Source organism: Acidovorax sp. SUPP1855, assembly GCF_030158955.1.
Taxonomy (GTDB): Bacteria; Pseudomonadota; Gammaproteobacteria; order Burkholderiales; family Burkholderiaceae_C; genus Paracidovorax.
In genome coordinates, this window is the sequence record NZ_BQXI01000005.1 from 14,924 (window position 1) to 41,535 (window position 26,612).

Consider the following 26,612-nt stretch of genomic DNA (forward strand, 5'->3'; position numbering starts at 1 on the left):
TGGAGCTTCTCCGCACAACGGATTGCAGTCGCGTTGGCACTATCCCCACCAAATGGACGCAAAAGAAAAGCACACGGAGGAGGAAACATGCAGCACATCGAAAGAGAGACAGAGCCAACACCCGAAGTACTGAGGGGAAGTGCGGCCACACTGCAGCGCGAGACGCTCGCCAGATTCATGGCGGACACCGATGAAAAGCGCAGTCAGTCGAAGATCTATCGCTCCGAATTGAACTTTGAACATCCCAGCCTCAAGATCGCGCTCGCAAGACTTTTCCACGGTCGCTGTGCATTCTGCGAAGCGGAGCGCGAGACAACGCCATATCACTTCAGACCTCCCGAGGAAGCCCTCCCCTACGAGCGCAGCGAACAGGCTCACCTGTACTACAGTTGGCTGGCCTTGGCTTGGCAGAACTTCTACGCCATCTGCTCGTCGTGCAGGCCCAGGGAAACAAACTATTTCCCGGTGCTTGGCAAGCGGGCAGAGATTCCGCGCCCCGCATTGTTTGAACAGTTCGCTGGCAACAACAATGGGCTGTGGCCCGCGACGGACTACCCTCCCAGGGAGAAGCCGTTGCTCCTAGATCCCTGCACGGATCGAAATTTCCACACCCACCTTTGGGTAGGAAAGGATGGTGCGCTCTGGGGCCTCACGCGACGAGGGACCTTCACAATCGAGCACTTTCAACTGAACTCTTGGGAACTTGCCGAAGAACGGCGCTGTCGGCACACCCGATATTTCGAGGAGCTCCGGGAACAGCTCTCATCGCCTTACGGCGACATGCCAAGCCACGTTTTCGATTTCCAAAAGCTGGAGTTCGGGGGAACTTGGTATCTGCTATTGCGCCGGCTGGCGGCCTCACTCGGCGCGAAAAGGGGTACGCGCCCAGTTTTGGCGATAAGCCGTATTGAGAGCGTTTTTCGAGCGCTCAAGGGCACTAGGGATGCCTACGATCGCCTCACCCGCTGCTGGTCTGAACTCAGCGAAGAGGGCCCGCCGAATCCAACGGATACCCCGGAGAGCTGGCACCGACCCAGCAAAGCGACGATTTCCGAAATCAGCATCGAGAACTTCAAAGCAATCGAAGGCATCCACATCAAGCTTCAAGATCCGGAAGATGTTCGCTCGGTCCGAGACACCCCACGCAGCCCATCAGCCCTGATTTTGGGCGAGAACGCTGCCGGAAAGAGTTCCATCCTGGAAGCCATTGCACTGACACTGGCAACACCTGCTGCACGCAACGCACTCGGGCTGACGGCACGCAACTTTGTTCTTTCACCCTACCTGCTCGGCGCTCCAGACTCACCAGCGATCAACTATGCGAAGGTGACTATTCGCCTTTCGGACGACTCCACTCGAACACTGCGCATTCAGCACGAGAGAATGGTCGATCAGGCGCCTGGGATTCCAGATATCGTTCCCGTCTTCGCATATGGCGCATTTCGGCAATACCAGCACCGGCAGAGTCGCAAAAGCTCTCCGGCGGCATTCATTCGCAATCTTTTCGATGCCAGTGTGCTTCCCAATCCGGAACGATGGCTTCTGGAGCTGAGCAAGGAGCGGTTCGCGATGGTGGTCCGCGCGCTCCGCGACATCCTCTCGATCGAAGGGGAATTCGAGGTCATCGATCGTGACCTGGAAGGAAAGCAATGCTTCGTCGTGACTGCCACCACTGTCGAAGGCCTGCCATTGGTCAAAAGCCCACTCAACGTGGCTTCCTCGGGCTTCCGATCCGTTCTGGCAATGGCATGCGACGTGATGCGCGGGCTCATGAATCCCAAGGTCCACAAAGACTTCGACAGCCTGGATGCAGCAACAGGCGTGGTCCTGATCGACGAGGTCGAGGCCCACCTGCATCCGCGATGGAAAATGCGCATCATGCGCGGACTCCGAAGGGCACTCCCCAACGTGACGTTCATCGCAACCACCCATGATCCGCTGTGCCTTCGCGGCATGAATGATGGCGAAGTGGTCGTACTGCGGCGGGCCACCTTGGAACACGGATTGACAGGCGCGGGGCTGTCTATGCGCGTCGAGGCACAGACCCAACTCCCTTCCATTTCCGAACTCCGGGTGGAACAGCTGCTGACCTCCGATCTCTTCCAACTCCATTCCACTGACGATCCTCAGATGGAAAGCCAGCTCGCGCACATTGCCGATCTACTCGCCATGGCACCCAACGAGTTGACGGACGAACAGCGCAAGGCTGTCGATGAATTCAACAGGGACATCGCTTCGGCCATGCCGATTGGAACCTCCGAGGCCCAGCGCATCGTGCAAGAGGCAGTCGCCGAGTACTTGCAGCAACGGTCCAGCATCCCGAAGGAGCAAGGGGCTCGATTGAGAGAGCGCGTCAAAGCACGCATCGTGCAGGCACTACAGGGAGTGCTGTGATGCGCAAAGTGGACAGGGGCACAGTCAGTGCACCAGCTTGCCTGACCGCCAAAGACAAGCAGGGAAAGACCGAGAAAGACCGGGCGCAAGACCACCAGAACAATGCTTCGCCTGACAAGGGGACCTTCAAGTTCGCCGTCTACAGGCATGAGGAGGTCAAGAAACAGCTCGCATTGCTCTTCCACGGGAAGTGCGCCTACTGCGAAACCTTCTACCCGGCATCATCCCCCGTGGACATCGAGCATTACCGGCCCAAAGGCGCGGTGAGCGAGGATCCTAAACACCCCGGCTACTGGTGGCTGGGGATGAGCTGGGAAAACTTGCTTCCGAGCTGCATCGATTGCAATCGAAGACGCAAGCAGCGCATCGTTTCCGGCTCCACCAGCTTGGCGCAGTTGTATGCCAACGGGGGGCTAGGAAGCACCCCCATGGCCTTGACCCAGTCCGGGAAGAAGGACAGTTTTCCGCTGGCGACGGGAAGCAAACACGCCCAATCCGAGAAGGATTTTCCAGGCACCGAAAAGCCGCTCCTATTGGATCCAACCCAAGACGATCCCCGGGACCATCTGCATTTCCACATTGATCGCAAGTCGCCGTTGGGCCTTGTATTGGCAGGTCGTCCAGGGCATCCCAGCGAGCGCGGCGCCACCTCCATCCAGATTTACGGACTCAACCGCTTGGGCCTGGTCCAGGATCGCACCAGGGTGCTGCGCCAACTGGAGTTCATGGGAAGCCTGGCCATAGAGCTGGGCAACATCATTGAAGAGTTGAAGACAGAACCTGTGGCAGCCGCGCTCATGGCATTGCCAACCCCGGACATCCCACAGCGCTTGCAGCTGCTGCAGGACAGAATATTCGGCGAGATGCGCCAGATGGCACATCCCACCGCGCCTTACTCGGAAATGGTGCGAAGCTGGATCGATGAGTTCGTGGCAGACCTTTAAAGATCGCAATGAACAAAAGCATTTCTGAATTGCCTGGGTCCATGGCGCCACTGCAGTGGCGCAGTCTGCAAGATCTTCCTCGCTCATCTCATCTTCTTCATTGGAGGAGATGAAATCCAATCAAGACAGGATATTTCGGTAGCCGCGCTGAGCATTGCGGTTCATCAAGCGAATCAATATATACCGAGGCAAAGCGCGTTCCTGATGGAGCCCGCTGCGGCAACAAGTCACCATTCGCATGCAGGCAGTCGACGGGTCTCCATCGACTTCCCCCAGGCAGCCCCGATCTTCAAGGCTGCGGCGTGGTCCATCCACGCTGATCGCTCCAGTCCGCATCGCGTCCACTCACCGCGAACGACCGGCACACCTGTGCCGGTGGATGCCAATCATCGTCAACCCCCGGGGGATTCCGTCCCTTGCGGGGCCGCGAACCTCCTTCTTCCATCGGAGGTTCCATGTCTACGCAACTTGCCAGAATCGATCCGCCCCACTCCACCGTCTCGTCCGTCTTCTCCGTCCCGGAGCGCCGTCTCATCCAGCGGGCCATTGCCTTGCTGGAACATCGCATGTTCCAACGCGGCGTGCACCTCGGCAGTCCGCAGGACGTATTCGATTTCCTTCGGCTCCGGCTGGGCGGCGAAACCCATGAAGTCTTTGCTGCCGTGTTCCTGGACACCAAGCATTGCGTCATCGCCTTCGAGACGCTCGCACACGGCTCGATCGACGAGGCCGTGGTCTATCCCCGCGTGGTCGTCAAGCGCGCTATCGAATTGAATGCCGCTGCTTTGATCCTCGCGCACAACCACCCCTCCGGCAACACCCGTTGCAGCGAAGGAGACCGCACGGTCACCGATCGACTGCGCACCGCTCTGCGCTATGTCGACGTTCGCGTCATCGACCACGTCATCGTTGGCAAGGGCACGCCCTACTCGTTCGCCCAAGACGGCTTGCTATGACCCACGGGCGCCCTACCGGGCGCCCGCCTTCCTCGACCTACCAACAACGCGGGGTCGCAGTACTTCCGTTTGTCGATGGCTTGCCATCGGGGCTTCGGTTCGACTTGGGGGCACCCACCCGCATCCGGAGTCGACACGTGCCGTTCCCTGCTTTCTCGCTGCTCCAGCGCCTGCGCCGCCGGGCACCGCCAGTGGCGGCGCTGCTGGTCCTCCTACCATTGGCATCGACGGTCTGCGCCGAAGTCCGGGTCTTCACCGACAGCGCCCATCCCGTCACCGTACCCGCGGGCATCACCGTCACCGAGCTCGACGCTCCTGCCCGCCTGGTGGCCGCACTGGGCGCAGGCTTGCCGAGCGATCCCGCGCGGGCCGAAGCCATCATGCGCCGGCGCCTCAAAGAGGCCCTGCCCGGCGCTCCCGCGCCGGCACAGATCGCACAGGCCTACCAGGGTGTGGCGGATGCCTACAACGCTGGCATCGCGAAGCTGCCGGCCGTCATGGTCGATGGCCGCTACGTGGTCTACGGCGAGCCGAACGTCTCCCGGGCACTGTCCCGCATCGCGGCCTACCGGAGCACGCAGCCATGATGCGCTCCCGGCGCTTTCGGGCCGTGGTCGTGGGAGCGCTGCTCGCGAGCACGGGCTCCTCCTTCGCGCTCAACACCGCCACCATCGTGGCCTCGGCGCTGTCGCCGGACTGCCTGGCCTACCGCGTCGTGGGCGTGTGCTACTGGCTGTACTGCACCTGGAGCGGCTGCACCGTGCGCACCTCGATCAAGGTGCAGCACTACATCCCCGACGCGGTCGTGTCGAGCTACAGCAACACGGGGGAGAACCCCTGGGTGGAAGTGCGGGCCATGAGCCTGCCCAATCCCACCGCGAAGGCCGGCGGCGATGGCACGACCAATGAGGACCACGAAAACAACCTGGCCAAGTTCAAGAACGCTGACGTGATTGGGCACCCGGCCGGCGCGGCGTTCAGCGAGTTCGCCAGCCAGTTCGGCTACACCTGCGAAGGCGCAGGGACGCCGTTCGTCCCCTATTTGCTCAGCACCTTCGACACGCTGGCCTGGCGCTACAACGTGCCGGAGATGGCGTACCCCGAAGCCCTGACCCCCGGCATGCGCGAGATCGGCTCGCGCTCGACGGCTGACCTCTGGGGCAACGTCTATCCCCGTGGAGGGTTCCTCCATCAGAGCGATGACCATCTGGCGGGCGCGGTGGTCGCGCAGCGGGCGGGCGATGTCGTCACACGCAAAGGGCAGCCCCACGTCTACCAGCCGCTGCTCGCCAACCCACATGAAGGCTACTGGCCGGCCGGCGCGCTGCTCGAGAGCTACGCCGCCACCGGAAGGTGGCAGGAACTGACCCCGACCCTGTCCAGCGGCTGCGCGGTATTTCCGAACAGAAACACCCACGTGCAGGCGCAGCGAGGCGACTACGCGTGGGCGCTGTGGCGCCCCTACAGCTGCTGCCAGCGGCGCGGCCAGGTGTTCCTGGGCAGCGTGGATTTCTTCTGAGGGCACGCCGATGAAACACCGTTTTTCCCATTGGCAGTTTTCTGCTGTGCGCCGGCTTGAGCCCGCTGTCCTTGCTGCACTGACGCTGGCCGCCAGCGTGGCGTGGGCGCAGACGCGCATGGATGCCGACCGCATCCATGCCAGCGGCAACGTGCTCGGCAGCGACGTGCTGTACAGCATCGGCGGTGGCCGGGCCGTGTCCATGGGACCGGTCGGCAACATGCAGAGCATCGGCGTGGGCGCGGCCTGGAACAGCAACCTGGTGTGCGGCGACATGAGCATCACCACGACGCTGCAGAACCAGCTCAACGGCGTCACCAACGGTTTCCAGTCGATCATGAGCAACGTGATCCAGAACGCCACCAGCGCGGTGGCGTCGCTGCCGGCGCTGATCATCCAGCGCGCTGATCCGGGCCTGTACAACCTGCTGACCAACGGCATCCTGCAGGCGCGCCTGGACTTCGACCGTTCGAAGATGACCTGCCGCGCGATCGCCAACCGCATGGCGGACATGGCCGGCGGGCAGACCGGATGGGACCAGTTGTCGGAGGGCATGGCACTCAAGCAGGCCGTGTCCAGCACCGATGCGGTGTCGGCCATCGAACGGGCCGAGGCGAACAAGGGCAACAGCGGCGTGCCCTGGGTGGGCGGCAGCAGCGCGGGCGGCTCGGGCCAGGCCCCCATCAAGGTCGTGGGCGACGTGACGCGCGCCGGCTACAACCTGCTCAATGGCCGCGGGGTCACCGACACCTCGTCGATCAACGCGAACGACTGCAATGGCCGGCTGACCTGCCAGACCTGGACCTCGCCCCAGGCCGCCGCGACCTGGGCGACCCGCGTGCTGGGCGAGCGCGAGCAGCGCACCTGCCAGGCCTGCAACAAGACCGCGACCACGCCCGGCGCGGGCCTGACCCCACTCATCCAGGAAGAGTACGAGACCAAGCTCAAGGCGCTGCAGGAACTGGTGAGCGGCGCCAAGCCAACGACGGCTGCCAACCTGGATGCGGCGGGCAGCGCATCGCTGCCGGTCACGCGCGGCGTGATCGAAGCGCTGCGCGACGAACCCGACCAGGACTTGCTGGGCAAGCGCCTGGCCTCGGAAGTGGCGCTGGCGAGCGTGATGGAGAAGGCGTTGCTGCTGCAGCGCACGCTGCTCACCGGCCGCAAGGAACCCAACGTCGCCGCCAACGAACTCGCGACCAAGGCCGTGGACCAGGAGAGCGGCGCCCTGGCGCAGGAGATCCAGAACCTCAAGACCGAACTGGAGCTGCGCCGCGAGCTGGCCGGCAATTCGCCGATGGCGCTGATCCAGCGCCACAGCACCCGTGCGGCAGGCTCGCGCGGCATCTACCAGGGCGATCCGACGCGTGACCGCGTGCAGGAGATCCAGAAGCCACGGAGCACGCCGTGACCGCCGGGGGACGCAGCCTGCGCGTGCAGCACCTGGTCAATGTCTCCGGCGGCAAGGACTCCACCGCGGTATACCTGATGGCGATCGAGTCCGGCCGCCCGTTTCGTGCGGTGTTCGCGGACACGGGCAACGAGCACGAACTGACGTACGAGTACGTGCAGCGGCTGCATGAGCGCACCGGCGGGCCGCGGGTGGAATGGGTGAAGGCGGATTTTCGTGCCCGGATGGCCAAGCACCGGGCGTACGTGCTGGAGCATTGGCCGCGCATGGGCATTCCCGGTGCGCTGGTGCGCGAAGCCGCGCAGTTGCATGAGCCCACTGGAAACCCCTACTTGGACCTATGCATCACGAAGGGGCGATTTCCGTCTCGGATGGCGCAGTTCTGCACGTCCGAGCTCAAGGAATTGCCGATCACCGAGCAGATCGTGATTCCGATGCTGCGCCAAGGCCCGGTGCTGCAGTGGCTGGGCATCCGCGCCGACGAAAGTCGGCACCGGGCGCAGCAGCCGCGCTGGAACCGGCACGAGTCCGGCAGCTTCCTGTGGCGCCCTATCTTCGACTGGACGGTGCAGGAGGTGTGGAGGAAGCACGCAGACCATGGCCTGGCGCCTAACCCGCTGTACTCCATGGGCATGGGGCGGGTCGGCTGCATGCCCTGCATCCATTGCGGCAAGGCCGAGCTGCGCTCGATCGCCGAGCGCTTCCCGGAGCACATCGACCGGATTGAGCGCTGGGAGCGGGTGGTGGCCGCGGCGAACAAGCGACACGCGGCGACGTTCTTCCCGGCCATGAAGGACCCGACCGATGCGGATCGGCCCGGCCGGTACTCCGGCATCCGCCGGCTGGTGCAGTGGTGCCGCACGGCGCGGGGAGGACGGCAGTACGCATTGTTCTTCGATGACCCGCCTGGTGACGGATGCACGTCCGACTTGGCGCTGTGCGAGAGGAACCCTTCGTGAAAGAAAGACGCGAGCGCCGCCTTGCCTGGCTGCTCAACCGCCGGCTGGGCATCGCGTTGATGTGGATGGCGCTGGCCATCGGCATCGCCGTGGGCGCGAACTTGGTGGGCATCCGAATGCTGGGCGGCATCGAAGCATGGAGCCATTGGCTGCGAGCGCACGCCGGCTATTTTTTCGCCTGGCGGTTGGTTCTGTATGGAGCGACCGCCTGGGGTTGGCGGTGGATGCACCGGCGTCTTCGGCAGCGTGAAGCCTCAACCGAGGCATTCTCTCGTCTGCGGCGCACGGAGATCGCCTCGGTGCTGGTGATTGCAGTATTGGAAATAAGCGCGCTGAACGGATGGACCCTTGGCCCATCCGTTCATTGACCTCACTGCATTACTGCGAGCAGGTTGATTTCTGCCCAAAATTTCTAATAGCTGCAGAACCTTAGAAATTGTCGCGCGAGTAATCTGCAGATCGCAATGTCACCACGCCGTCGCTATTTAATGGCCGCTCAAGCTGTTCGATAACATCATCCGGCACCTGCGGGATCTTGTCACACCGAGCAGGAGGCTTACTAAGATTACCCATAAAGTCGACAGGAAGTCGCTGGATTAATCCATGGTTTATCGCCGCACCTAGCGCCCTAACACCAATTCTATCGGTCAAGTTGATTAATTCAGGCGCAATTTCCAAAAGAATCTCCCACCCATCTTTTTCCTCACTGACAAAAAATGAGTGCACAAGATTCGACATGCTTTCCCTGCCGGGACTTTCCGACTCGAATGCAAGACTCAACTCGGGTGGTCCGTCATGCTTGGAGACCAGCAGCAGAGAAAAGTAGCGCCGCTTCCCGCCCGAGGAATAAACCATCAACTCTCTGGACGCCACTTTCCCCAAAAGATCGCGGCAAAGCGCCAGATTCGTTGTCTTCAACACAAATGCAATCTCATCCCCCAAATGAGTGAACTCCATCTTCAGCTCATGCCGAATATCGAAATCGGTCGCGGGACGAACAAACAAAATGCCGGACTGACCATCTTTTCGAAGCGTTGAGTACAACTCATCGTCTCCTAAAATCGCCAGCTTCAGCTTTTCAAAATATTCGCCAAACTCGCCCGGATGCATCCGGGTCTTGGGGTCATACGAGATCCATTCGAGGCAGACTGGACTCCCATGCAGCTCGACGACCTGGCTAAAGTTGTGATCTGCCGAAGCAAGTTCGATGGTGGTGAGGTTTACCTGCTTTGGGCTTGAATTGACTGGATAGCCAAACACGACGTAGCAGTTTTGCCCTTCGACGAACACTGGCACAAGATCATCGTCACCAAGACCATATTCTTCCATATAGCTACTCGTCGCTAGCGCTGTTTCAAACCAATCCTGATGCCGAGCCATCTCTTCGGTGAGCTCAATGATAGGAAGCAGTACATCTATTGCGTTTGGGTCATTCAGATAGTCGAGGGCGGCTTGGTACCAAGCGGCTGGTTCTTTCCATACGATGCGAAGCTTTCCTACGGGTTCAGCATACTCGCCTCTCTCAGAGCCGAAATCGTAGAACCTCGGCAGATAGGTTCGCGTGCCGATCAACCGTAGGCAGGTTCCATTGACGACGACCGCGGACTCGACCACAGCCCAAGGGTCGGGGCCGATGTTTGCCGGCCGCCATTCCGACGCATTGAGCGTCGGCAACACATCTCCAAGCAAAATCGGACCAGCGCCCACAGCAAAAATCTCTTGCAAGTGGCCGAGCATCCCCGCCAAATTGGTGTTGGTCAGCAAGTGCTGACTCATCGACCTTGCTAGATCGCGACGCTGCTCAAAGAAATACGACAGCGCCTCGCTGGAACTCGGCAGAGATGCCAAGAGTTGGATACTTTTGTCCAGCGTTCGGCGCTTCAGCCGGTTCACCAAGTCAGTCCACGCGGAGCAGCGGTAACAAGACTTGGCCAAGATGTCCTTGGCCACGGTGATTGGAAGCTTGAGCCTTGCCGCGAAGCGTTTCGCTTGGCGATGAATAGTGTTGAGCTTGTGCTCTACAAGGATTGAATCGGTCATGGTTATGTCCTCAATGCGGTTTGCACTGGAGACGCCCATCCACCTTCCCCAGTGCTCGCAAAGAGCTGAACCAAGGGCAGAAAAAAACGCAGGTTGATTCCACTTCGCTGTGGCCCGATGGGCCCTGGGGATGGGCAGCACGCCGACCATGCAACGGCGCAGAGGCGAATCTTACCCTTGAAAGAGATGATGAGAACAGCCCACTGGAGCCATTGGCGTGCGCTTTCGCCACCGACATGACGGCTGTAGGCCCAAAGCCAAGTCCATCTCTAATGGCGCAAGTTTTGGATCTGCAAGCATGTCATTGCGGCACACTGCAAACCGGGCACTCAGTCAATCCCAGGCAGAACCTCTCCCGCACAGAGCAGCAGCCAATTGGCGCGGTGACTTCAAGTTGCTTTCTGGACCGCATTCGCTTGCTCATGCCCTCGCCCGCACGGCAGCATTCCCACTGTCACCGGCCCGGGCAAAGAGTTGGCCTAACAGCTGCAGCGCATCGTCCTTGGGCCGCAACTGTCCCGAGGCAAGCGCCTTGAGATAGGCCTCGATCACTTCCAGGCTCTCTGGGGCCACGGGCGATGCGCCCGCTTCCTCGACCTGTTCCCCGGCCTCCCAACGATCCAGTCGGTTGGCCCAGTCCTGCATCATCAGACGGCGCTGCTCCACGTAGGCCGCATGGTTGTAAGCGGCACGAATCTGGTTGGGGTCGGCGTGCGACAGTTGTGAATCAATCCACTCCACACGGTAGCCGAGCTCATTCAGTGCGGTGGAGATGGTGCCCCGGATGCCATGACCGGTCAGCTGCTCTTCGTAGCCCATGCGACGCAGCGCGCCATTGAGCGTGTTCTCGCTGATAGGCTCCTTGAGGTCGTCACGATTGGGCAGCAGATATCGCTGCGCTGGCCGCCGTGCCTGCGCGTCGAGCAGTTCGCGGACGATGGCAATGGCCTGAGTCGAGAGTGGCACCACATAGGGCGGCACGGTCTTGCCTTCCTTGCGCATCTTCAACTGCAGTTGCTTGACGATCACTGCGGGGATAGTCCAGAGGCCTCGTTCCAGATCGAACTGCTCGGGCACCGCCGCGCGCAACTCGCCTGTTCGAACGCCGGTCAGGAACAGCAATTGAATGCCCTGGCGCGTGGTCTTGAAGCCACGGTACTTACGCAATGTCCGCAGGAACGCGGGCAGTTCCTCCATGCGCAGGAACGGGTTATGGCTCACCGGCGGCTTGGGCACGGCCACGATGTCCAGATCGCTGGCAGGGTTCGCAGGCAGGCCCTTCTCCACCATCGCGTAGCGGAACATCTGGTTGAACCACGTGCGCACCTTCTCCGCAGTGGTCAGCGCATGGCGGCGCTCGATCTTGCGCAACACTTCCAGCAGGTGTGCCGGCGTCACGTCAAAGATGGAGACCGCGCCGAGCCAAGGGAGCACGTCCTTATCGAAGATGCGATTGATCTGCGACAGCGTGCTTTGCCGGCCAGCCTTCAGGCTCAATGCCTTGAAGTCCCGCCATGACTGAAACACTGCCTGGAAGGTATGCGTCGCTGCAGCCTGCGCCTTTTCTTCGGCCTGGCGAAGATGGGCGCGGGGATCGACCCCATTGGCAAGCTGCGCTCGGAGTTCATCCCGGCGGCCCCTCGCCTCCTTGAGGCTGATCTCTGGGTACGGGCCGATGGCGATGCGAGACTGCTGGCCCAGCCATGAGAAACGGAAGTGCCACTTCTTCTTGCCCTTGGCACTCACGAAGAGCAGCAAGCCGTGCGCGTCGTTGAGGGTGTAGTCCTTGCCAGTTGTCCTGGCCTGCCGCACCGCAGTATCTGTCAAAGCCATCGAACTCTCCTTCAGGATGAGGAGAGGTGTACCGACGTCGATGGAAGCAGCACAGCCGAAAACCGGACAACCCAGCGCCCGGATTTTCAGTACTAATTTATGTACTAAAAGTGCGTGGCTGGGGGTGGATTTCAGCAGACTTTGCTGGATGCTCCACAGACAGAAACCACTGTGGGATCAAGGTGCTGTGGACTTCGCTGGAAGTCCACAGCATAAAAATTGGAGCGGGTGAAGGGACTAGAACCTAGCCTCTAACCGCTTGATTTCTAACAACTTTCTCATATCCCGGGCTTTGGGATGGACACTATTATAGACTTGTTTCCCCCCATAGGCAAACACATTGCCTGAAAGAGCCGAAAGGTCGTAGCCTTCAGGATGGTGGAAGGGTCATGAGGCCAGCGACATCTGCGTGACATGGATGATCAAATCTAGTCCATAGACAACCACCGAAAGCCAACAATGACATTGACGCTCGGTCGTGGACGCCCCGCTCCCATGGTGTTCAGTGGCCTCTTCCTGCCATCGGTGGAATGGGAAATGAAGGCAGAAGGATTCCCATGGCACGAGATGGAGTCCGAGCCCGGTGATTTCGGCAGGCCACTGCGCGGGCGTTATTGCGCATTCAAGGCGCTGAAATCTGCGCGACTGGGCTGGGGGCGCCTACCAGCCCGGGTTGTGAGAGGTTCCCTCCAGTGATGATGACCGTTCAGTCCAGCGCCATGAACACGCGCAGCAGATATCCTCGATCAACGACCGCAAAGGCCCAACAACTGCCCTGAATGTCACCAAGCCGAAAGACCGATATGGATGAGAGCAACAGCCGACTGATCAGTGAAACGCTCTGGGATGAGGTGAAATCATTGCAACGCCCACGTACCGTCAGCTTGGCGGCGATTGCCTACTACAGCCGGGATCTCCTGCACCTCAAAAAAGGAGACATCCTGGTGTGCGACGCATCAGTTGATTCGATTTCTTCAGGAAAAAGCAGCGGCTATCTGCTACTCAAGCTTCATAAGAAAGGTGTGAAGATCTACAGCCAGCCTGCGCTGCATGCGAAAGTCGCCTGTATTGGTAGTAGCGTTCTGGTCGGGTCAGCCAATGCATCTTTGAACTCCAAGAACAGGTTAGTGGAGGCCGCAGTTTTGAGCCAAGACAGCGGCCTGCACGCGCAAGTGCTGTCTTTTGTTGCCCAACTCGCGACACCGGAGGCATTGCTAACTACTGCTCAACTGGAGGTTCTGGCCGAGATCCCTGTACTACACGAACAGGGAGGGCCGAGCACGCCAAGGCCGCCAGTAAAAATCGAGGGTACGTCGGTGGCTTGGTGGCTATCGACCGGCCCAATTTCTGAAAAGCTTAGGGATGACCTAGCGCTCCAGCGGGTTAAGGGACTTCACGTCGCGAAGAAATTGGCACCTGAGGTCGAGACCTCCGAGCTAGAACCGATTAGCTGGCCAATGAGGTTGCGGGTCGCAAAGGAAGCAAAGCCCGGTGACCGTGTCATCCAGGCTTACGCCTCCAAAAAAAGGGGCGATGACAGCACCTGTAAGGTCAACGCAACGGCTGCAATCGTTCACGTGGAAAGGGGCCCGGCACATGCCCTTATTTACCTAAAGAGCCTCCACCCGGCGAGTGCTCCATTGAAATTGGCCAAGGTTCAAAAAGTCACGAATGCCTGGGGGCGAAAACTAACCGCTATGAGCGCAAGAATATTGAGTGAAGACGAATATTTAAAGATCGAAGCCCTCTTTCCAGGCAAGAAGACATAAGCAGGCCAAGCTCAAAGACAGCGGCGGGAATGCTGTTGGCCCCATTGGGCACGAGAAGATGGCTTTAGTGGTCACTAGACTTGGTGCCCGCAAGAGGGCACATCTACAGGCCAGTCTTGGCGGCAAACAAAATCTGTGATGCACTGGTAAGGATGTATGTCACAGCCCACCGTCTCAACCAGTGGGCTTTTTCGCATCGCTTCTTTGGCAAGAACCTGCGACGCACGTGCAAAGATCCTTCGATGAGTGGTGCGATCACCATCGCGGCACGCCGCGCGCAGAGCGCGGCGCTTGAGAGTCACTGTTGACGCGGCCGATTGACGCTTCTCTTCTTCCCGGACGGCCCCTTGTCGGGGCCTGCTGGCCAACCGCCCGCGTTTCCGGGACACAAGCCTTCTCCGAGTCCGGGACGGGGAGCGTCTGTACGAATTGCAGAATCTCGGGGCTTCTGGGCAATCGCTTTAGGAGTTGATTTCATATCGATCTTCAATGACGCGGCAATGGCACCGCAGAAGAAATTCTGAAATCAAAAGCTGCCTTGCGCGGGATCATCTTTTCGGCAACTGCCGTGTTCTCACGCGAGCGTCATGCGTGAGCAAGCGACCGCTCAGGCCTTCTTGTCCGTAATTGCATTGATTCCTTTGATTGCAAATTTTTTGGAATAAAGCGGAGACGTGTAGTAAGAGCCTTTTTTCGTCGCGAGAGTTATCAGATTTTTCATCGCGCCCTCAAGGCCTTCTTCGGCATATGCGATAGATTGGGTGTTCCCGAATGGCTTGTCTGGCTCATAAGTCGTGCAAGGCACTGTTGGATGGCCTATCTCTTTGAGATACTCATCAAAGGCATTCTGACTTATGGCCAAGCCGAAAACACGCCAAGCGTACTTCTTCCCCCAATAGTAGCCAGTCACTTTACCCTTGGGCGTTACTCGCCGGTCATTATTGGCTTTTTCAATCGCGTAATTTTCAGCAGATACTTTCTGCGCCACCGCATGGCTAATCGCTGGGTCCACCTCGGAAATCTCGGAAATAAACGCCGTATCAACAATATTCAGTCCATTTCGATCCGGCCTGAAACCGATATTGTAATGTTTCCCATCCACGACCCTTGGCGTTGATGCTCCTTCAAATTGGTACACAGTCGCCGTTGTTGCGGGTGTAAATTTGTGCAAGTAGCTTCCACTCGGTTGCTGAACGATCGTGTAGTTCGTCACAATAAGATTGTGAATTGTATGCAGGTCGCGCGGCTTCATAATTGCAAATCCTTTGCAAAAAATTATTCATAAAAGATAGCTTATTGAAATTCAAAGTGGATACAACCAACGGTCATACAAAAATATAAGTTAGCTTGAGGCCTTATTACCGAAAGAGTTTACCCTACGAAACTGAACTTCACGGAGAGTAGCACAGCAGAAACGAGGGCACGAGAGACCACGTTAGCACAATGGGCTCACATAAATATTCGCCTGAAATGACTGGGTGAAATGAGCATTCTCATTCCACGCCAATTCTGCAGCCTCTCCCTAATCTGCTGCTTGAAATTTTGGTGCTTAGATCTATGCGCCGTTCACGCGCGGCGGTTGTCCTTCAATCGCCCATTTCAGATGCAGCATCCGCAAGGCTGATTCGAGCGCGAATAATTTCGCGCCCCCTAAAGGGGCACTACTCGAACAACCAAAGGAGGTTTCATCATGAGAATACGTCACTTGCAATATTTCCTGATCGTTGCCCAGGAGCAGAGTTTCGTTCGCGCCGCTGCCAGAGCGAATATCGAGCCATCACCGTTATCGCGGGCAATCAAGGATCTGGAAGAGCAATTGGGCGTGCAGTTGCTGAACAGAACAAAGGGCCGGATCACCCTCACCTGGTGCGGAGAGGTATTTCGGGAGGAGGCCCGCCGTATAATCGAATACATAGAAAGCGCTAAAACCCGCGTTGCAGCGGCATCCCTCGGATTCAAGGGTCGTTTGCGGGTAGGCATTACCGACAGTCTCGCCCAGCCGCGTCTGACACGACTTCTTTCACAAAACCGGGAAGAAGAACCCAGCACGGAAGTTCGCATTACCGAACTGACCGTTAACGAAATGCAGATTGCGCTTCGATATGACCAGATCGACATGGGCTTCACCATGGATGAGGAACCCGTTGATGGCTACCTCAAACACATGGTGTGGAAGGAGCGCCCAGCAATAGCGATCCCCAAACATCACCCGATCCTGTCACAGGACAAAGTTTCCATGCGGGAAGTGGTCCGTTACCCACTGATCATGTGCCACCCGGAACGATGGGCGGGTGGCTACAAAGTCATACAGCGCTGGATCACCGATCACGATCTCGCATCACCGACCGTCGCAGAACATGCTGCGTGCCATGAGGCCATGATGATGCTCGTCGCGGCAGGATACGGGGTGGGCATCGGCATGCAGTCCCAAGCCGCCCTGTATGACCATCCGAACGTCATTGTCCGGCCCATGGTGGACGAAATCCCGGATGTCCCCACCTTCATCGTTATCTCCGATGAAAACACCTCACCGGAAACGACTCGATTTATCCAGCGCGCAAGAGAAATCGGAATGGCCACGCCGAGCGATTAATGGTCAACATGAAATTTTCATGACATATCCCCTGCATTTTCCATCGGCCTGATGACAAAAAAAGTCACCTGCTTGCATGGCAGGTGCCATATTCCGTTGATTTCAAAACGATTAAAGGATTGCGCTGTTTTTCTGCCAGCAGCGGCAAGCCGCCTTGAGAACAACTTTTTGTGTAAAGCGCAGACATTTTAAGTCGCTCGGGCGACGTTTTGCGGCAGAACATGGTGCTCAAGCGCCTGGCATCCTGACAGGCAATACCAAGCTCTTCATTCGCGCGCGATCGCTACTTAATATGTAGCGCCCTGACCCAAACCGTGAGAGTTGAATGACGAGCGAACTGGCTGGTAATCACGTTTCTGATCGCGACGGAATGAATGCGGTATCCGTTGCAACCGCATTGTTTACTGATTTTCGGCAATGGCATCCATTTAATTCCGATCACGCCCAAGAAGTGCCACTGAGCATCAAGGAGTGATCGCAATGTCCGAACAGAGCAGCCCGCCGGATACCGGGCGCAAAATCCTTCGCCGAGCGGAGGTGGAAGCCAAGACGGGTTTCAAACGCGCGCACCTGTACAACCTGATGAAGGATGGCAAGTTTCCGAAATCCGTCCGGCTTGGCGTGCGTGCCGTGGGCTGGGATTCCACGGAGATCGACCAGTGGATCATCGACCGCCTCAATGACCGCGCATGACCCGGTTCCCATTCGTTTTGAAGCGGAGCGAACCGACATGCAGGTGATTTCGGTGATTTCGACCAAGGGCGGCGTCGGGAAAACCACCGTTGCCGCCAATCTCGGCGGGTTCATCGCGGACGCGGGTTTGCGCGTGCTGTTGCTGGACCTGGACATGCAACCCACCCTCTCGTCGTACTACGAGCTCACCAGCCGTGCCCCGTCTGGCATTTACGAGTTACTGGCTTTCAACGAGCGCGACCTCACGCGGCTGGTCTCGCACACCGCGATCGAACGCCTGCATGTGGTTTTGTCCAACGACGAGCATCGGCAACTGAATACGCTGCTTTTGAATGCTCCGGATGGACGGCTGCGGTTGCGCCATCTGCTCCCGGTATTTCGGCCCCACTACGACGTGGTGCTGATAGACACCCAGGGGGCCCGAAGCGTCCTCCTGGAGATGGCGGTGCTCGCGTCGGAATGCGTGGTCTCACCCGTGACGCCGGAAGTGCTCGCAGCCCGAGAGTTGCGGCGCGGGACGCTGCAGCTCATCGAAGATATCGCCCCATACCGTCATCTTGGCATCCCCGTGCCACCACTGCACCTGCTGATCAATCGGGTGCCTGCGGTTTCGGCCAATGCCCGGCTGATCCAGCAGACGCTGCGCCTGGTGTTCGGAGAACATCCCGGCGTCCATGTCCTCGAAACAGAGGTGCCTGCCATCGAGGCGGTTCCGCGCGCCGCCACACGCGGATTGCCCGCCCATCGGGTGGAATATCGCCGCCCCCAGGGACGCCTCACCCCAGCGGCATTCGAGATCGTCCGCGCCCTGGCTTCGGAGTTGTGCCCCCAGTGGAACGAACGTTTTGCCGCGGTGAACGGCAAGCCCGGCGGGAGATTTGCCCATGCCAAACGCCCATGAGCTTGCCCGCGGCCACAAACGATTGCTGCCTCTCATCGAGTTTGCGCTGAAGGAGGGGTGGGAAGTCACACGCACCGCCGGGGGGCATCTCCGGTTTTTCAAAGCCGGGCTGGCTCCCATCTTCACCAGCTCGACCCCGAGCGATCACCGCTCCGCTAGCAATGCACACGCCCGGCTGCGCCGCGCGCAGCGCCAGGCAGACACATCGCGCGATACCGGCAGACACGAGGCACCCCATGGCTGAGATTTCCCCACAGGACATGGCATCGCGGTTGCTGCAGGACCGTTTCACCCGCACCGGGCCTGTGGCAGACGCGCTGACGGACCCGATCGCCGATACGCCGATGATCGTGACACTGGACGAGTTGCGCCCCTACGAGCTCGATCCCCGGATCACGCGCAATCCGCTGTACGACGACATCCTGGCGTCGATCCGCGAGCGTGGTCTGGACACACCGCCGCCGATCACCCGCCGACCTGGCGCGACCCACTACATCATCCGCAATGGTGGCAATACCCGGTTGGCAGTCCTGCGGGAGTTGTGGGCGCAGACCAAGGACGAGCGGTTCTTTCGCATCGGTTGCCTCTTTCGCCCCTGGCCCCAGCGCGGCGAGATCGTCGCGCTGACCGGCCACCTCGCGGAAAATGAACTCCATGGCGGCCTGTCTTTCATCGAGCGGGCGCTCGGCATCGAGAAGGTTCGGGAGCTCTATGAAGAAGAGGATGGCAAGCCGCTGTCGCAATCGGAACTGGCGCGGCGGCTGAAATCAGATGGCTATCCGGTTCCCCAACCCCACATCAGCCGCATGCAGGAGGCGATTCAATACCTGCTGCCTGCCATTCCGAATGTCCTGTACGGCGGTCTCGGTCGGCACCAGGTCGAACAACTCACGGCGCTGCGCAGGACGGGAACAAAGATTTGGGAGGCGCGTGCAGCATCGAGCCGGCTCGACCTGGATTTTCCGACGCTGTTCCAGGATGTGCTGTCGGTCTTCGACGCGAGCCCAGGCCAGTTCAACGTGCAGCGCGTGCAGGACGAACTGGTGGGACAGATGGCCGATCTGCTGGGCGAGAAGTACGATACGCTCGCCTTCGATATCACGGCCTCGGACAAGCGCTGGCAGTTGCTCAGCAGTGAACCGGGCAGCGTGCCGGCCATCCCCGCGATGCCGGCCCCGCCCGAGCTGCCCCCTCCCCCACGCCCATCGCCTGCGACATCTCCCATCGCAGCGCTGCCTGCGCCCCGCACGGAACCATCGACCGACCCTTCCGAGGCGGTATCGCCACCGGAACCGCTCACAGTTCAAGCGCGCAACGGCGCTTTCGACGAGGTGGACGATCATGCAGCGCGGGTGCGTGGGCATGTGGTTTCCCCGGCACCGACGTCCGATCGATTGCAGTCCATCCAGCGCCTGGTGGCCGACCACCTTGGCGAGGCACCGCCGGACTTCGAGAGCAATGTGCTCCAAGCCATTCCGGTGCAGGCGGGTGGCCTCTATCCGGTGAGCGACATCTGGTACATCGATCCGGGCCTGGACACGCCGGAACGGCTGAGAACCCTCATCGCGCAACTGGCGCTGGAAATCGCCGACGAGGCGGAACTGTCCGCTGAAATCCTTCCCAGCGAAGACGGTATCGGCTTCCATTGCGCCCAGGACAGCGAATCGATCGGCGCGCGCGCCAGTGCGCCCTTCCCGCGCACGATCCTCTCGCTCCTGCATGCCCTGAGCGCACCGTTTGAGCACGCACGGTTTGTTGCCCCGCACATCGACACGGTGCATCTGGCAAACCATCTCGGCCCCCTGCTGCAGGGGCCGGGCCTCAAGGTACAGTTTCCGCGATTGAGCGACAACGGCCTGGTGAAACTGTTTCGGCTGGTGCGCCTGGCGCGGCGGCTGCTGGACATCGAAGCCTCCCTGCATGGCGACAGCGCCATGCCGTCCCCGTAGGACGGGCCGCGATGTCCGGTCCGCATCCGCTGAACCAGGCCGTGATTGCACAGGCCCTGCACGACCTTCGCAACGGCCAGCTGCGCAAAGCCAAATCCATGGGCTTCGATGACCAGGACCTTGATGCCCTGAAGCACCCGGCCATGGCGAGCGTGCTGGCGAATGCAACGGTGTCCTGGTGTTCGGTCGAGGTCAACCGCGATGTGCTGCGCCGCCTGCTGCATCAGGTGAACGACGTGGCCAAGGAGATCGAGGCGGTGGACCGGATGCTGCGCCTGGGTGCCAGTACCGAGATGATCAGCAAGTTCTACGGATTGACGCATCAGGAGGTCGCGCTGCGCAGATCGGTGATCGGCTTGCCCAAGCGCAAGGGTCGGTATCCGGTTCTGACGGAACAGCAGGACGCACAGCTGTGGGAATCCTGGTCGGACCTCATCAAGGAGCGGGGCATCGCGCTGAACAACGACACGGCCATGCTCGCCATCGCGGCGGATTTTTCGGAATCCACGGGGGTGCCGGTCTCGGTGATCTGGAGCGCCATTCGCGGATGGATCGATGAAGGGCTGGTTTGAACATGACAGCACCGCGCAGACCAGGCGGGCCGGTCCTGCTGGGAGAACTGCTCGACCAGGCGCTGCAGCGGATGCAAGTCGAACCCGCAACCCCGCCGGAAAAAGCCGCGCCAGCCCTGCCCCCATCCGATGGCTTCATTTTCAGCGGCAATCGCCATGACAGCGTGCCGAGGGCGCTGCTGCTGGACCGGCGTCTCACGCCCCTGGAGCGCAATGCCTGGCAGGTGTTTCGCCTGCTGCTCAACGACGATGGCATCACGGCCTTTCCGACCTATGACCAACTGTGCCCTTACCTGGCCTCCATGCCCTGCGCTGCCAAGGCATCGCATGAGACCGTTGCACGCGCGCTGACCCTCTTGCGCCTGACCCGCTGGGTCAGCCTGGTCCGGCGGCGGCGCGATGCCAGGACCGGGCGAATGCTGGGCAATCTCTACGTCCTTCACGACGAACCGCTCACGCCCTATGAAGGCATCCAGCTCGACCCCGACTACCTGGGGCTGGTCAGCCATGCGCTCGATCACGCCAGCAAGTCCATCCAGCGGGTCGGCGTGCACACGCTCAAGGAGATGGCCGAGGACCCAATGCTCAACGGGCGGATACTGCCGAGCCGTCTGCAGGTGCTGACCCAACGCCTCGCCGCCCAGGGGTGGGGGGAGACGATCGGTTATCCACAGGCTGGGGACAGTCACGATTCCGAAGACGGGTCGAGCGGCCTTCTTCGGAATCGGAAACCACCGGGTTCGGATTCCGAAGTGGGTCAAAAAGCCCGCCAAACCGGCACGCTTCGGAATCCGAACGAGGACCGTACTGTACGTAAAGAAGAAATAGAAAAAGAAATACGTACAGTACCCCGCACGCGAGGTGCCCTGCTCCTGCCCGAGCGGTTCAAGGCCCTGAAGTCGGAACAGCAGAACGGGGCGCTCGCCGCCCTGCAGTCGGTCGATCCCGCGTTGCACCAGGCCGTTCTGGAGGAGTGGGATGCACGCTGCCGCGAAAGCACGGTGCGCAATCCCGCAGGTTATCTCTTTGCCCTCATCCAGCGCGCGTTGCGCGGGGACTTCAAAGCCTGGGCCGCATCGAAGGCACCTCCCGCCCCCACCGCTCCCACCGCGGCCGAGCCGGCCCCGTCCCGCCCGGCAGACCCGGAGGTGGCACGGGCGCACATCGCCAAGATCCGAGCGCTGCTGCGGATGCCGTGACGCGGTGCGGTCTTGAGGTTCGCAATCGCACGCTGGATCGTCCACGGGGTTCCATGCTGGGCTATACCCCGGGTATAACCCGGCGCGCCACCCTTCATCGACGGCTGGGCATGTGCCCACATCGGCGGACTGATCGAGCGGCGCGCACCCGAGACCTTTTGCGCTCCACGCGCCTGTGCCGGCGTCCACCGAAGGCCAGGCTCGCCTATACCCAGGGTATAGCGCGACATGCAGCCTTCCTGGCTGGCGGATCAATGACGCTCGGGAGGCCGTCGCCCGTGTGCAGGCGCGCACAAACAGGCGTTCGAGGGGTGCGGTTTGATCACTGACGGCCTTCCCGCGCTCGCAGATGCTGAAACCTCGTCTCCACCAACGAGGGTTGCCACCATGGCCAACGAAACGGAACCATTGCAGTTGAACCTGGGGTCGCTGCGCAGTGCGATGTCGCTGACGTTGCACACCCACCACGCCTCGCGCATCTGGCATGGCCGGGCCGCCGCGGAAGGCAAGCCCGGCATCATCGGCCTCAACGGCTTCGTCGGCATCATGAACAAGTTGAAGCGTGGATCGGAACAGGACGATCCTTACTCCGACTGGTGGATGCTTCGGATCGAGGACAAGCTCAACGCCACCAAGGAACAGTTGCAAACCCTGCGCGAACAGGTGGACCGTGCATTGGCCGATGTTCCACCCGCCCTGAGCCTGGGCGAGAACCTCAACGTCCAGCCCGTCAAGCTGCCGCTGTTCGTCGCCTCGCAGTTGGGCTTCATGGCGGTCTATCTGCTGGCGGACTACGACGATCTGGCACGCCGCCTGATCCTGGCCCACCACACCGCGCTGATCGATCGCGGGACATTGGAACGCTGGCTCAACGAGGGCGCCCACGCCTTGCGCAGCCTGTTTTCGCTGGCACAGCAATACCGATACTCCGGGACGACCCGCAACGACTTCTCCACCGGCAACGCCGCCGCGCGCGTGGCGCGGGAAAAATTCGGCGATCTGCCGCAGGACATTCTGGACGGCTCGCGCCGCTCGCGCTTCGCCCCACCGCCCGTGCGCCGGTCCGCGCCGGCGTCTGCCACCACGCGCTCCCGTGAACCGGAAGAGGCACCCATCATGGATACCGATGCAGCGCCCACCGGCACCGACGCGACGCCGCAGGACGAGGATGCCCCCTCCGACAACGACGGAGAGGAGCCGGCATGAGCGCGCTGCATCGGTTTGTGCCACTGGAACAGCCCGCCTTCCAGTCGCTGGAACATGCGGCCTACCTAAAAGGCCTTTTAAGACCCTTTAAAGGTAAGGGGGCGCTGGAGGACTGGGCCAGCCATTGCAGTGGTCTGCGCGACAACCTCGTTGCACTGGCCGAGCGCCGTTTGCTGCCACAGGCGCAAGGCTTTCCGTTCGATCGGCTGGCCGCCCATCTGGCCCCGCAGAACACCGGGGCCGGTACGACGTTCCTGCGCTGGCGCAACGTCGATCGCTCCCGCATGGGGGTTGCGTTGTGGGAGGGACTGCTTGCCGATCCCGCGATGCCTGCCGCGCTGATCGATGACCTGTACGCCATCGAGGTTCAGCGCATCGTGCTGAACATGCAGGTCAGCCTCACCCACAGCATCGCGCGGCAGGCCACCGACTGCGCCAACAAGGTGGCCCACGCCGACACGATCTATCAGCGGCGCATTCGCGCAGTCGCCCACCCCGAGGAGTCACACCCATGAGCACGCATTTCCATGGTGAAGGCAATATCGGCTCTGCGCCCGAATACGACGAATACCCCAACGGCAACGAGGAACCGCGCCGTGTCCTGCGCCTGAACGTGTATTTCGACAACCCGATTCCGGGCAAGGACGGCTACGAGGACCGTGGCGGTTTCTGGAGGCCGGTCGAATGGTGGCACCGCGATGCCGAACGCTGGGTTCACCTGTTCCAGAAAGGCATGCGCATCGCCGTCAACGGGCGTGAGGAACGCAACGACTGGACCGATGAGGACAACAATCCGCGCACGACCTATCGCATCAACGCCCGAACGGTAGGCATCCTGCCCTACCGCATCGAGTCGGTGACCCTCAGCGCCCGGCCATCGGGACACGAGACGGAACCGCAGGCCGATTGAACGGGGTCTGCGAGGGCGGCTGCCGCAACCGTTATCCGCCCTCCATGCGCCAGACGTCGGCGATGCCTCAACGATCGCGGCCTGCGCCAGCGGAGGTCGTCCGGACAGATGCGCCAGCTTATCTATCCGACCATCGGCGAACCCAACACGCTCCCCCTGCCGCAGCCGTCCAACAAGCGGAGCGCGGTCGGCTTCCGCTTCTTTGCTGCCAGCGACAGCCAGTGTGGACATGCTGGTGTCCTATTCAACGAACGCCACGCCATTTCCGGGAGGCTCCATGGCTTTGTATCTTTGCGAAAAGCACTCGCAGGCCAGAGACATCGCCCGGGTACTGGGTGCCACCCGGCGCGGCGATGGCTGCTACATCGGTCCCCGCGACACCGTGACCTGGTGCATCGGCCATCTGCTGGAGGCCGCACCGCCCGAAGCCTACGACGATCAGTACAAACGCTGGTCCATCGAGCAGCTTCCGATTGTTCCAACGCGCTGGCGCAGCGAGGTCAAGGCATCCACGGCCAAGCAATACAAGGCGGTCCAGCAATTGATCGCACGGGCCACCGATCTGGTCATTGCCACGGACGCCGACCGGGAGGGCGAGATGATCGCCCGCGAAATCATCGATCTGTGCGGCTACCGGGGTCCCATCCAGAGGCTGTGGCTGTCGGCCCTGAATGACGCATCCATCCGCAAGGCACTGGGCGCGCTCAAGCCCTCTGGCGAAACGCTGCCGCTGTACCATGCGGCCCTGGCGCGATCGCGTGCGGACTGGCTGATCGGAATGAATTTGAGCCGCCTGTTCACCCTGCTCGGCCAACAGGCCGGCTACCAGGGCGTGCTGTCGGTCGGCCGCGTTCAAACGCCGACGTTGCGCCTGGTGGTGGACCGGGATCGCGAGATCGCGGGTTTCGTTTCCGTGCCCTACTGGGCCGTCGAAGTCCAACTGTCGCATGCCGGCCAGTCGTTCGCCGCGCACTGGGTGCCGCCCGATGGCAGTACCGATGCTGCGGGACGGTGCCTGCGGCCATCCTTGGCCAGGGAAGCCGCCGACCGCATCCGGCAGAACCTTGGGGCGCTGGTGGTCTCGCTGGAGACCGAGCGAGTGAGCGAAGCGCCACCGCTGCCGTTCGACCTGGGAACACTTCAGGAGGTCTGCTCGCGCCAGTTGGGCCTGGACGTGCAGGACACCCTCGACATCGCACAGGCTCTGTACGAAACGCACAAGGCCACCACCTATCCCCGCTCCGATTCCGGCTACCTTCCGGAGAGCATGCTCCCGGAAGTTCCGGCGGTGCTCGACGCGGTGCTGGCGACCGATCCCGGCCTGCGGCCATTGATCGAACGCCTCGACCGCACCCAGCGCTCACGCGCATGGAACGACAGCAAGGTCACGGCCCACCACGGCATCATTCCCACGTTGGAGCCAGCGAAACTTGCCGCCATGTCGGACAAGGAACGCGCGGTCTATGGCCTGATCCGCTCCCATTTCCTGGCGCAGTTCCTGCCCCACCACGAATTCGACAGGACGACCGCCCGGTTGTCCGCAGGCAGCCAACCCTTGCAGGCGACCGGCAAACAGATCGTCGTTCCCGGCTGGCGGATCGCGCTGCCCGGCCATGCGGCGAACGGGGCCGAGGACGCGGACGATGCACAGGGACCGCGCAGCCAGGTCTTGCCACCGCTCGCGCAGGCAAGCCGTTGCAGCATCGAACAGGTCGATGTGAAGGCGCTCAAGACGCTGCCTCCCAAGCCCTACACGCAGGGCGAACTGGTCAAGGCGATGAAAGGGGTTGCCAGGCTGGTGACCGATCCGCGCCTCAAGCAGAAGCTGAAAGAGACCACGGGAATCGGCACCGAAGCAACCCGTGCCAGCATCATCAACGGCCTGCTCGGCCGAAACTATCTCCTCAAGAAGGGCCGTTCCATCCGCGCATCCGATGCCGCTTTCACACTGATCGATGCCGTGCCCTCGGCCATCGCCGATCCCGGCACCACCGCGGTCTGGGAGCAGGCGCTGGACATGATCGAGACGGGGCAGCTGACCCTGGACGCCTTCATCGACCGGCAATCGGCGTGGGTGGCGCAACTGGTGGAGCAGTACCGCAGCGCGAGCCTGTCCCTCCCCGTACCCCAAGGTCCCGCCTGTCCTCTCTGCGGCAGTCCCACGCGGCAACGCAACGGCAAGTCCGGTGCATTCTGGTCCTGCAGCCGGTATCCCGAATGCAAAGGCACGGCAGCGCTGGTTTCGCCCGGCGGCAAGCCTTCTGCCCCGCGCCAGCGCGGCCCCCGTTCCAAAGCGTCCTGAAGCCGTCACGTCGTGCCCCGGCCCGCGTTCCCTGCGGCCGTTGGGCGTGGCCCCGCATCACTGGCGGGGCACACCAAACATGCCCTCGCCTTCTGCAATGGCATGTGCCTCCCCGGCCGTTCGTGTGGCCGGGTGAGAGGAAGGCGTCTTTATCGACCCCGCTCCCCGCGGACCTCTGTTCCGCTTTCTCTACGTTGCACCCGAAGGGTCTCCTGGCGCCTCGCGCATGAGGTGCCCGGAGACCCTTCGGGATCGACGGTGTTCGATGCCGGTGCCCGCCGGCGAAAAAAACGGGCTCCCTTTGTGCGCGGATGTGCGCCGAACGGTTCCGACCCCAGCCACGAAACGGGTCGGGTGCGATCGCTGACGCAACGGCAGGCTCTACCGATGGCCACGCCCTGCAGCAGCCCACGGGTGGTTTCCTCTTCTCTCGCCGCGGCACCACGCCCGCGGCACCTCTGT

24 protein-coding genes and 1 pseudogene are annotated in these 26,612 nt (G+C 61.1%); 21 read left to right on the forward strand and 4 right to left on the reverse strand.

What is annotated here, in order from left to right; translation table 11 throughout:
• Window positions 1-87: 87 nt before the first annotated feature.
• The 8 genes from AVMA1855_RS05780 to AVMA1855_RS05815 all read left to right on the forward strand — a co-directional run bounded on the left by AVMA1855_RS05780 (window position 88) and on the right by AVMA1855_RS05815 (window position 8,551).
• Window positions 88-2,394, forward strand: a complete 2,307-nt coding sequence (locus tag AVMA1855_RS05780; protein WP_284424961.1) for an AAA family ATPase — start codon at window positions 88-90, stop codon at window positions 2,392-2,394.
• Window positions 2,394-3,338 (forward strand): HNH endonuclease family protein, encoded by a 945-nt coding sequence (locus AVMA1855_RS05785; RefSeq protein WP_284424962.1) that lies wholly within the window; start codon window positions 2,394-2,396, stop codon window positions 3,336-3,338. Before AVMA1855_RS05780 ends, AVMA1855_RS05785 begins: the two co-directional genes overlap by 1 nt.
• Before the next feature lie 455 nt (window positions 3,339-3,793).
• Window positions 3,794-4,294 (forward strand): RadC family protein, encoded by a 501-nt coding sequence (gene radC / locus AVMA1855_RS05790; protein WP_284424963.1) that lies wholly within the window; start codon window positions 3,794-3,796, stop codon window positions 4,292-4,294.
• A 137-nt stretch (window positions 4,295-4,431) separates the two neighbouring features.
• On the forward strand, window positions 4,432-4,881 hold the full coding sequence (locus tag AVMA1855_RS05795; RefSeq protein WP_284424964.1) for a TIGR03757 family integrating conjugative element protein: 450 nt from the start codon (window positions 4,432-4,434) through the stop codon (window positions 4,879-4,881).
• Window positions 4,881-5,813, forward strand: coding sequence for a TIGR03756 family integrating conjugative element protein (locus AVMA1855_RS05800; protein ID WP_502870277.1), 933 nt, complete (start codon window positions 4,881-4,883; stop codon window positions 5,811-5,813). Before AVMA1855_RS05795 ends, AVMA1855_RS05800 begins: the two co-directional genes overlap by 1 nt.
• Window positions 5,814-5,823: 10 nt before the next feature.
• The gene (locus AVMA1855_RS05805; protein WP_284424966.1) at window positions 5,824-7,224 is read left to right on the forward strand and encodes an integrating conjugative element protein; all 1,401 of its coding nucleotides are present in this window, start codon (window positions 5,824-5,826) and stop codon (window positions 7,222-7,224) included.
• A complete protein-coding gene (locus AVMA1855_RS05810; protein ID WP_284424967.1) occupies window positions 7,221-8,183 on the forward strand; it encodes a phosphoadenosine phosphosulfate reductase domain-containing protein in 963 nt (320 codons plus the stop codon). Before AVMA1855_RS05805 ends, AVMA1855_RS05810 begins: the two co-directional genes overlap by 4 nt.
• Window positions 8,180-8,551, forward strand: coding sequence for a hypothetical protein (locus tag AVMA1855_RS05815; protein ID WP_502870272.1), 372 nt, complete (start codon window positions 8,180-8,182; stop codon window positions 8,549-8,551). Before AVMA1855_RS05810 ends, AVMA1855_RS05815 begins: the two co-directional genes overlap by 4 nt.
• Window positions 8,552-8,612: 61 nt before the next feature.
• Here AVMA1855_RS05815 and AVMA1855_RS05820 read toward each other — a convergent pair whose 3' ends face one another.
• The gene (locus AVMA1855_RS05820) at window positions 8,613-10,223 is read right to left on the reverse strand and encodes a hypothetical protein (protein ID WP_284424968.1); all 1,611 of its coding nucleotides are present in this window, start codon (window positions 10,221-10,223) and stop codon (window positions 8,613-8,615) included.
• A 579-nt stretch (window positions 10,224-10,802) separates the two neighbouring features.
• A pseudogene (locus AVMA1855_RS05825) lies at window positions 10,803-12,056 on the reverse strand (tyrosine-type recombinase/integrase); the annotation flags it as partial.
• An 803-nt stretch (window positions 12,057-12,859) separates the two neighbouring features.
• Between AVMA1855_RS05825 and AVMA1855_RS05830 the strand changes: the two are divergent.
• Window positions 12,860-13,825, forward strand: coding sequence for a phospholipase D family protein (locus AVMA1855_RS05830; RefSeq protein WP_284424969.1), 966 nt, complete (start codon window positions 12,860-12,862; stop codon window positions 13,823-13,825).
• A 607-nt stretch (window positions 13,826-14,432) separates the two neighbouring features.
• On the opposite strand, the gene AVMA1855_RS05835 is transcribed toward AVMA1855_RS05830, so the two are convergent.
• Window positions 14,433-15,077, reverse strand: coding sequence for a hypothetical protein (locus tag AVMA1855_RS05835; RefSeq protein ID WP_284424970.1), 645 nt, complete (start codon window positions 15,075-15,077; stop codon window positions 14,433-14,435).
• Between the two features lie 438 nt (window positions 15,078-15,515).
• On the opposite strand from AVMA1855_RS05835, the gene AVMA1855_RS05840 reads away from it, so the two are divergent.
• Window positions 15,516-16,418 (forward strand): LysR family transcriptional regulator, encoded by a 903-nt coding sequence (locus tag AVMA1855_RS05840; protein WP_284424971.1) that lies wholly within the window; start codon window positions 15,516-15,518, stop codon window positions 16,416-16,418.
• A gap of 64 nt (window positions 16,419-16,482) precedes the next feature.
• Here the strand turns inward: AVMA1855_RS05840 and AVMA1855_RS05845 are convergent, their stop codons facing one another.
• On the reverse strand, window positions 16,483-16,650 hold the full coding sequence (locus tag AVMA1855_RS05845) for a hypothetical protein (RefSeq protein WP_272548364.1): 168 nt from the start codon (window positions 16,648-16,650) through the stop codon (window positions 16,483-16,485).
• A gap of 93 nt (window positions 16,651-16,743) precedes the next feature.
• Here AVMA1855_RS05845 and AVMA1855_RS05850 point away from each other — a divergent pair, with 93 nt between their 5' ends.
• The 11 genes from AVMA1855_RS05850 to AVMA1855_RS05900 all read left to right on the forward strand — a co-directional run bounded on the left by AVMA1855_RS05850 (window position 16,744) and on the right by AVMA1855_RS05900 (window position 26,150).
• Entirely contained in the window at window positions 16,744-16,893 is a 150-nt protein-coding gene (locus tag AVMA1855_RS05850) for a hypothetical protein (protein WP_284424972.1), read from the forward strand.
• Between the two features lie 5 nt (window positions 16,894-16,898).
• Complete coding sequence (locus AVMA1855_RS05855; RefSeq protein ID WP_284424973.1) at window positions 16,899-17,111, forward strand: AlpA family transcriptional regulator; 213 nt, start codon at window positions 16,899-16,901, stop codon at window positions 17,109-17,111.
• Between the two features lie 37 nt (window positions 17,112-17,148).
• Window positions 17,149-18,012, forward strand: coding sequence for a ParA family protein (locus AVMA1855_RS05860; protein ID WP_284425111.1), 864 nt, complete (start codon window positions 17,149-17,151; stop codon window positions 18,010-18,012).
• Window positions 17,996-18,256: a type II toxin-antitoxin system HicA family toxin gene (locus AVMA1855_RS05865; RefSeq protein WP_284424974.1), complete on the forward strand. Its 261-nt coding sequence runs from the start codon at window positions 17,996-17,998 to the stop codon at window positions 18,254-18,256. Before AVMA1855_RS05860 ends, AVMA1855_RS05865 begins: the two co-directional genes overlap by 17 nt.
• The gene (locus AVMA1855_RS05870; RefSeq protein ID WP_284424975.1) at window positions 18,249-19,961 is read left to right on the forward strand and encodes a ParB family protein; all 1,713 of its coding nucleotides are present in this window, start codon (window positions 18,249-18,251) and stop codon (window positions 19,959-19,961) included. The genes AVMA1855_RS05865 and AVMA1855_RS05870 overlap by 8 nt, the downstream gene beginning before the upstream one ends.
• A gap of 11 nt (window positions 19,962-19,972) precedes the next feature.
• Window positions 19,973-20,533: a DUF2857 domain-containing protein gene (locus AVMA1855_RS05875; RefSeq protein WP_272548370.1), complete on the forward strand. Its 561-nt coding sequence runs from the start codon at window positions 19,973-19,975 to the stop codon at window positions 20,531-20,533.
• 2 nt (window positions 20,534-20,535) lie between these two features.
• On the forward strand, window positions 20,536-21,732 hold the full coding sequence (locus AVMA1855_RS05880) for an STY4528 family pathogenicity island replication protein (RefSeq protein WP_272548371.1): 1,197 nt from the start codon (window positions 20,536-20,538) through the stop codon (window positions 21,730-21,732).
• A gap of 387 nt (window positions 21,733-22,119) precedes the next feature.
• Window positions 22,120-22,938, forward strand: coding sequence for a PFL_4669 family integrating conjugative element protein (locus AVMA1855_RS05885; protein ID WP_284424976.1), 819 nt, complete (start codon window positions 22,120-22,122; stop codon window positions 22,936-22,938).
• A complete protein-coding gene (locus AVMA1855_RS05890; protein WP_284424977.1) occupies window positions 22,935-23,453 on the forward strand; it encodes a DUF3158 family protein in 519 nt (172 codons plus the stop codon). Before AVMA1855_RS05885 ends, AVMA1855_RS05890 begins: the two co-directional genes overlap by 4 nt.
• Entirely contained in the window at window positions 23,450-23,848 is a 399-nt protein-coding gene (locus tag AVMA1855_RS05895) for a single-stranded DNA-binding protein (protein ID WP_284424978.1), read from the forward strand. Before AVMA1855_RS05890 ends, AVMA1855_RS05895 begins: the two co-directional genes overlap by 4 nt.
• Before the next feature lie 277 nt (window positions 23,849-24,125).
• The gene (locus AVMA1855_RS05900; protein ID WP_284424979.1) at window positions 24,126-26,150 is read left to right on the forward strand and encodes a DNA topoisomerase III; all 2,025 of its coding nucleotides are present in this window, start codon (window positions 24,126-24,128) and stop codon (window positions 26,148-26,150) included.
• Window positions 26,151-26,612 lie beyond the last annotated feature (462 nt).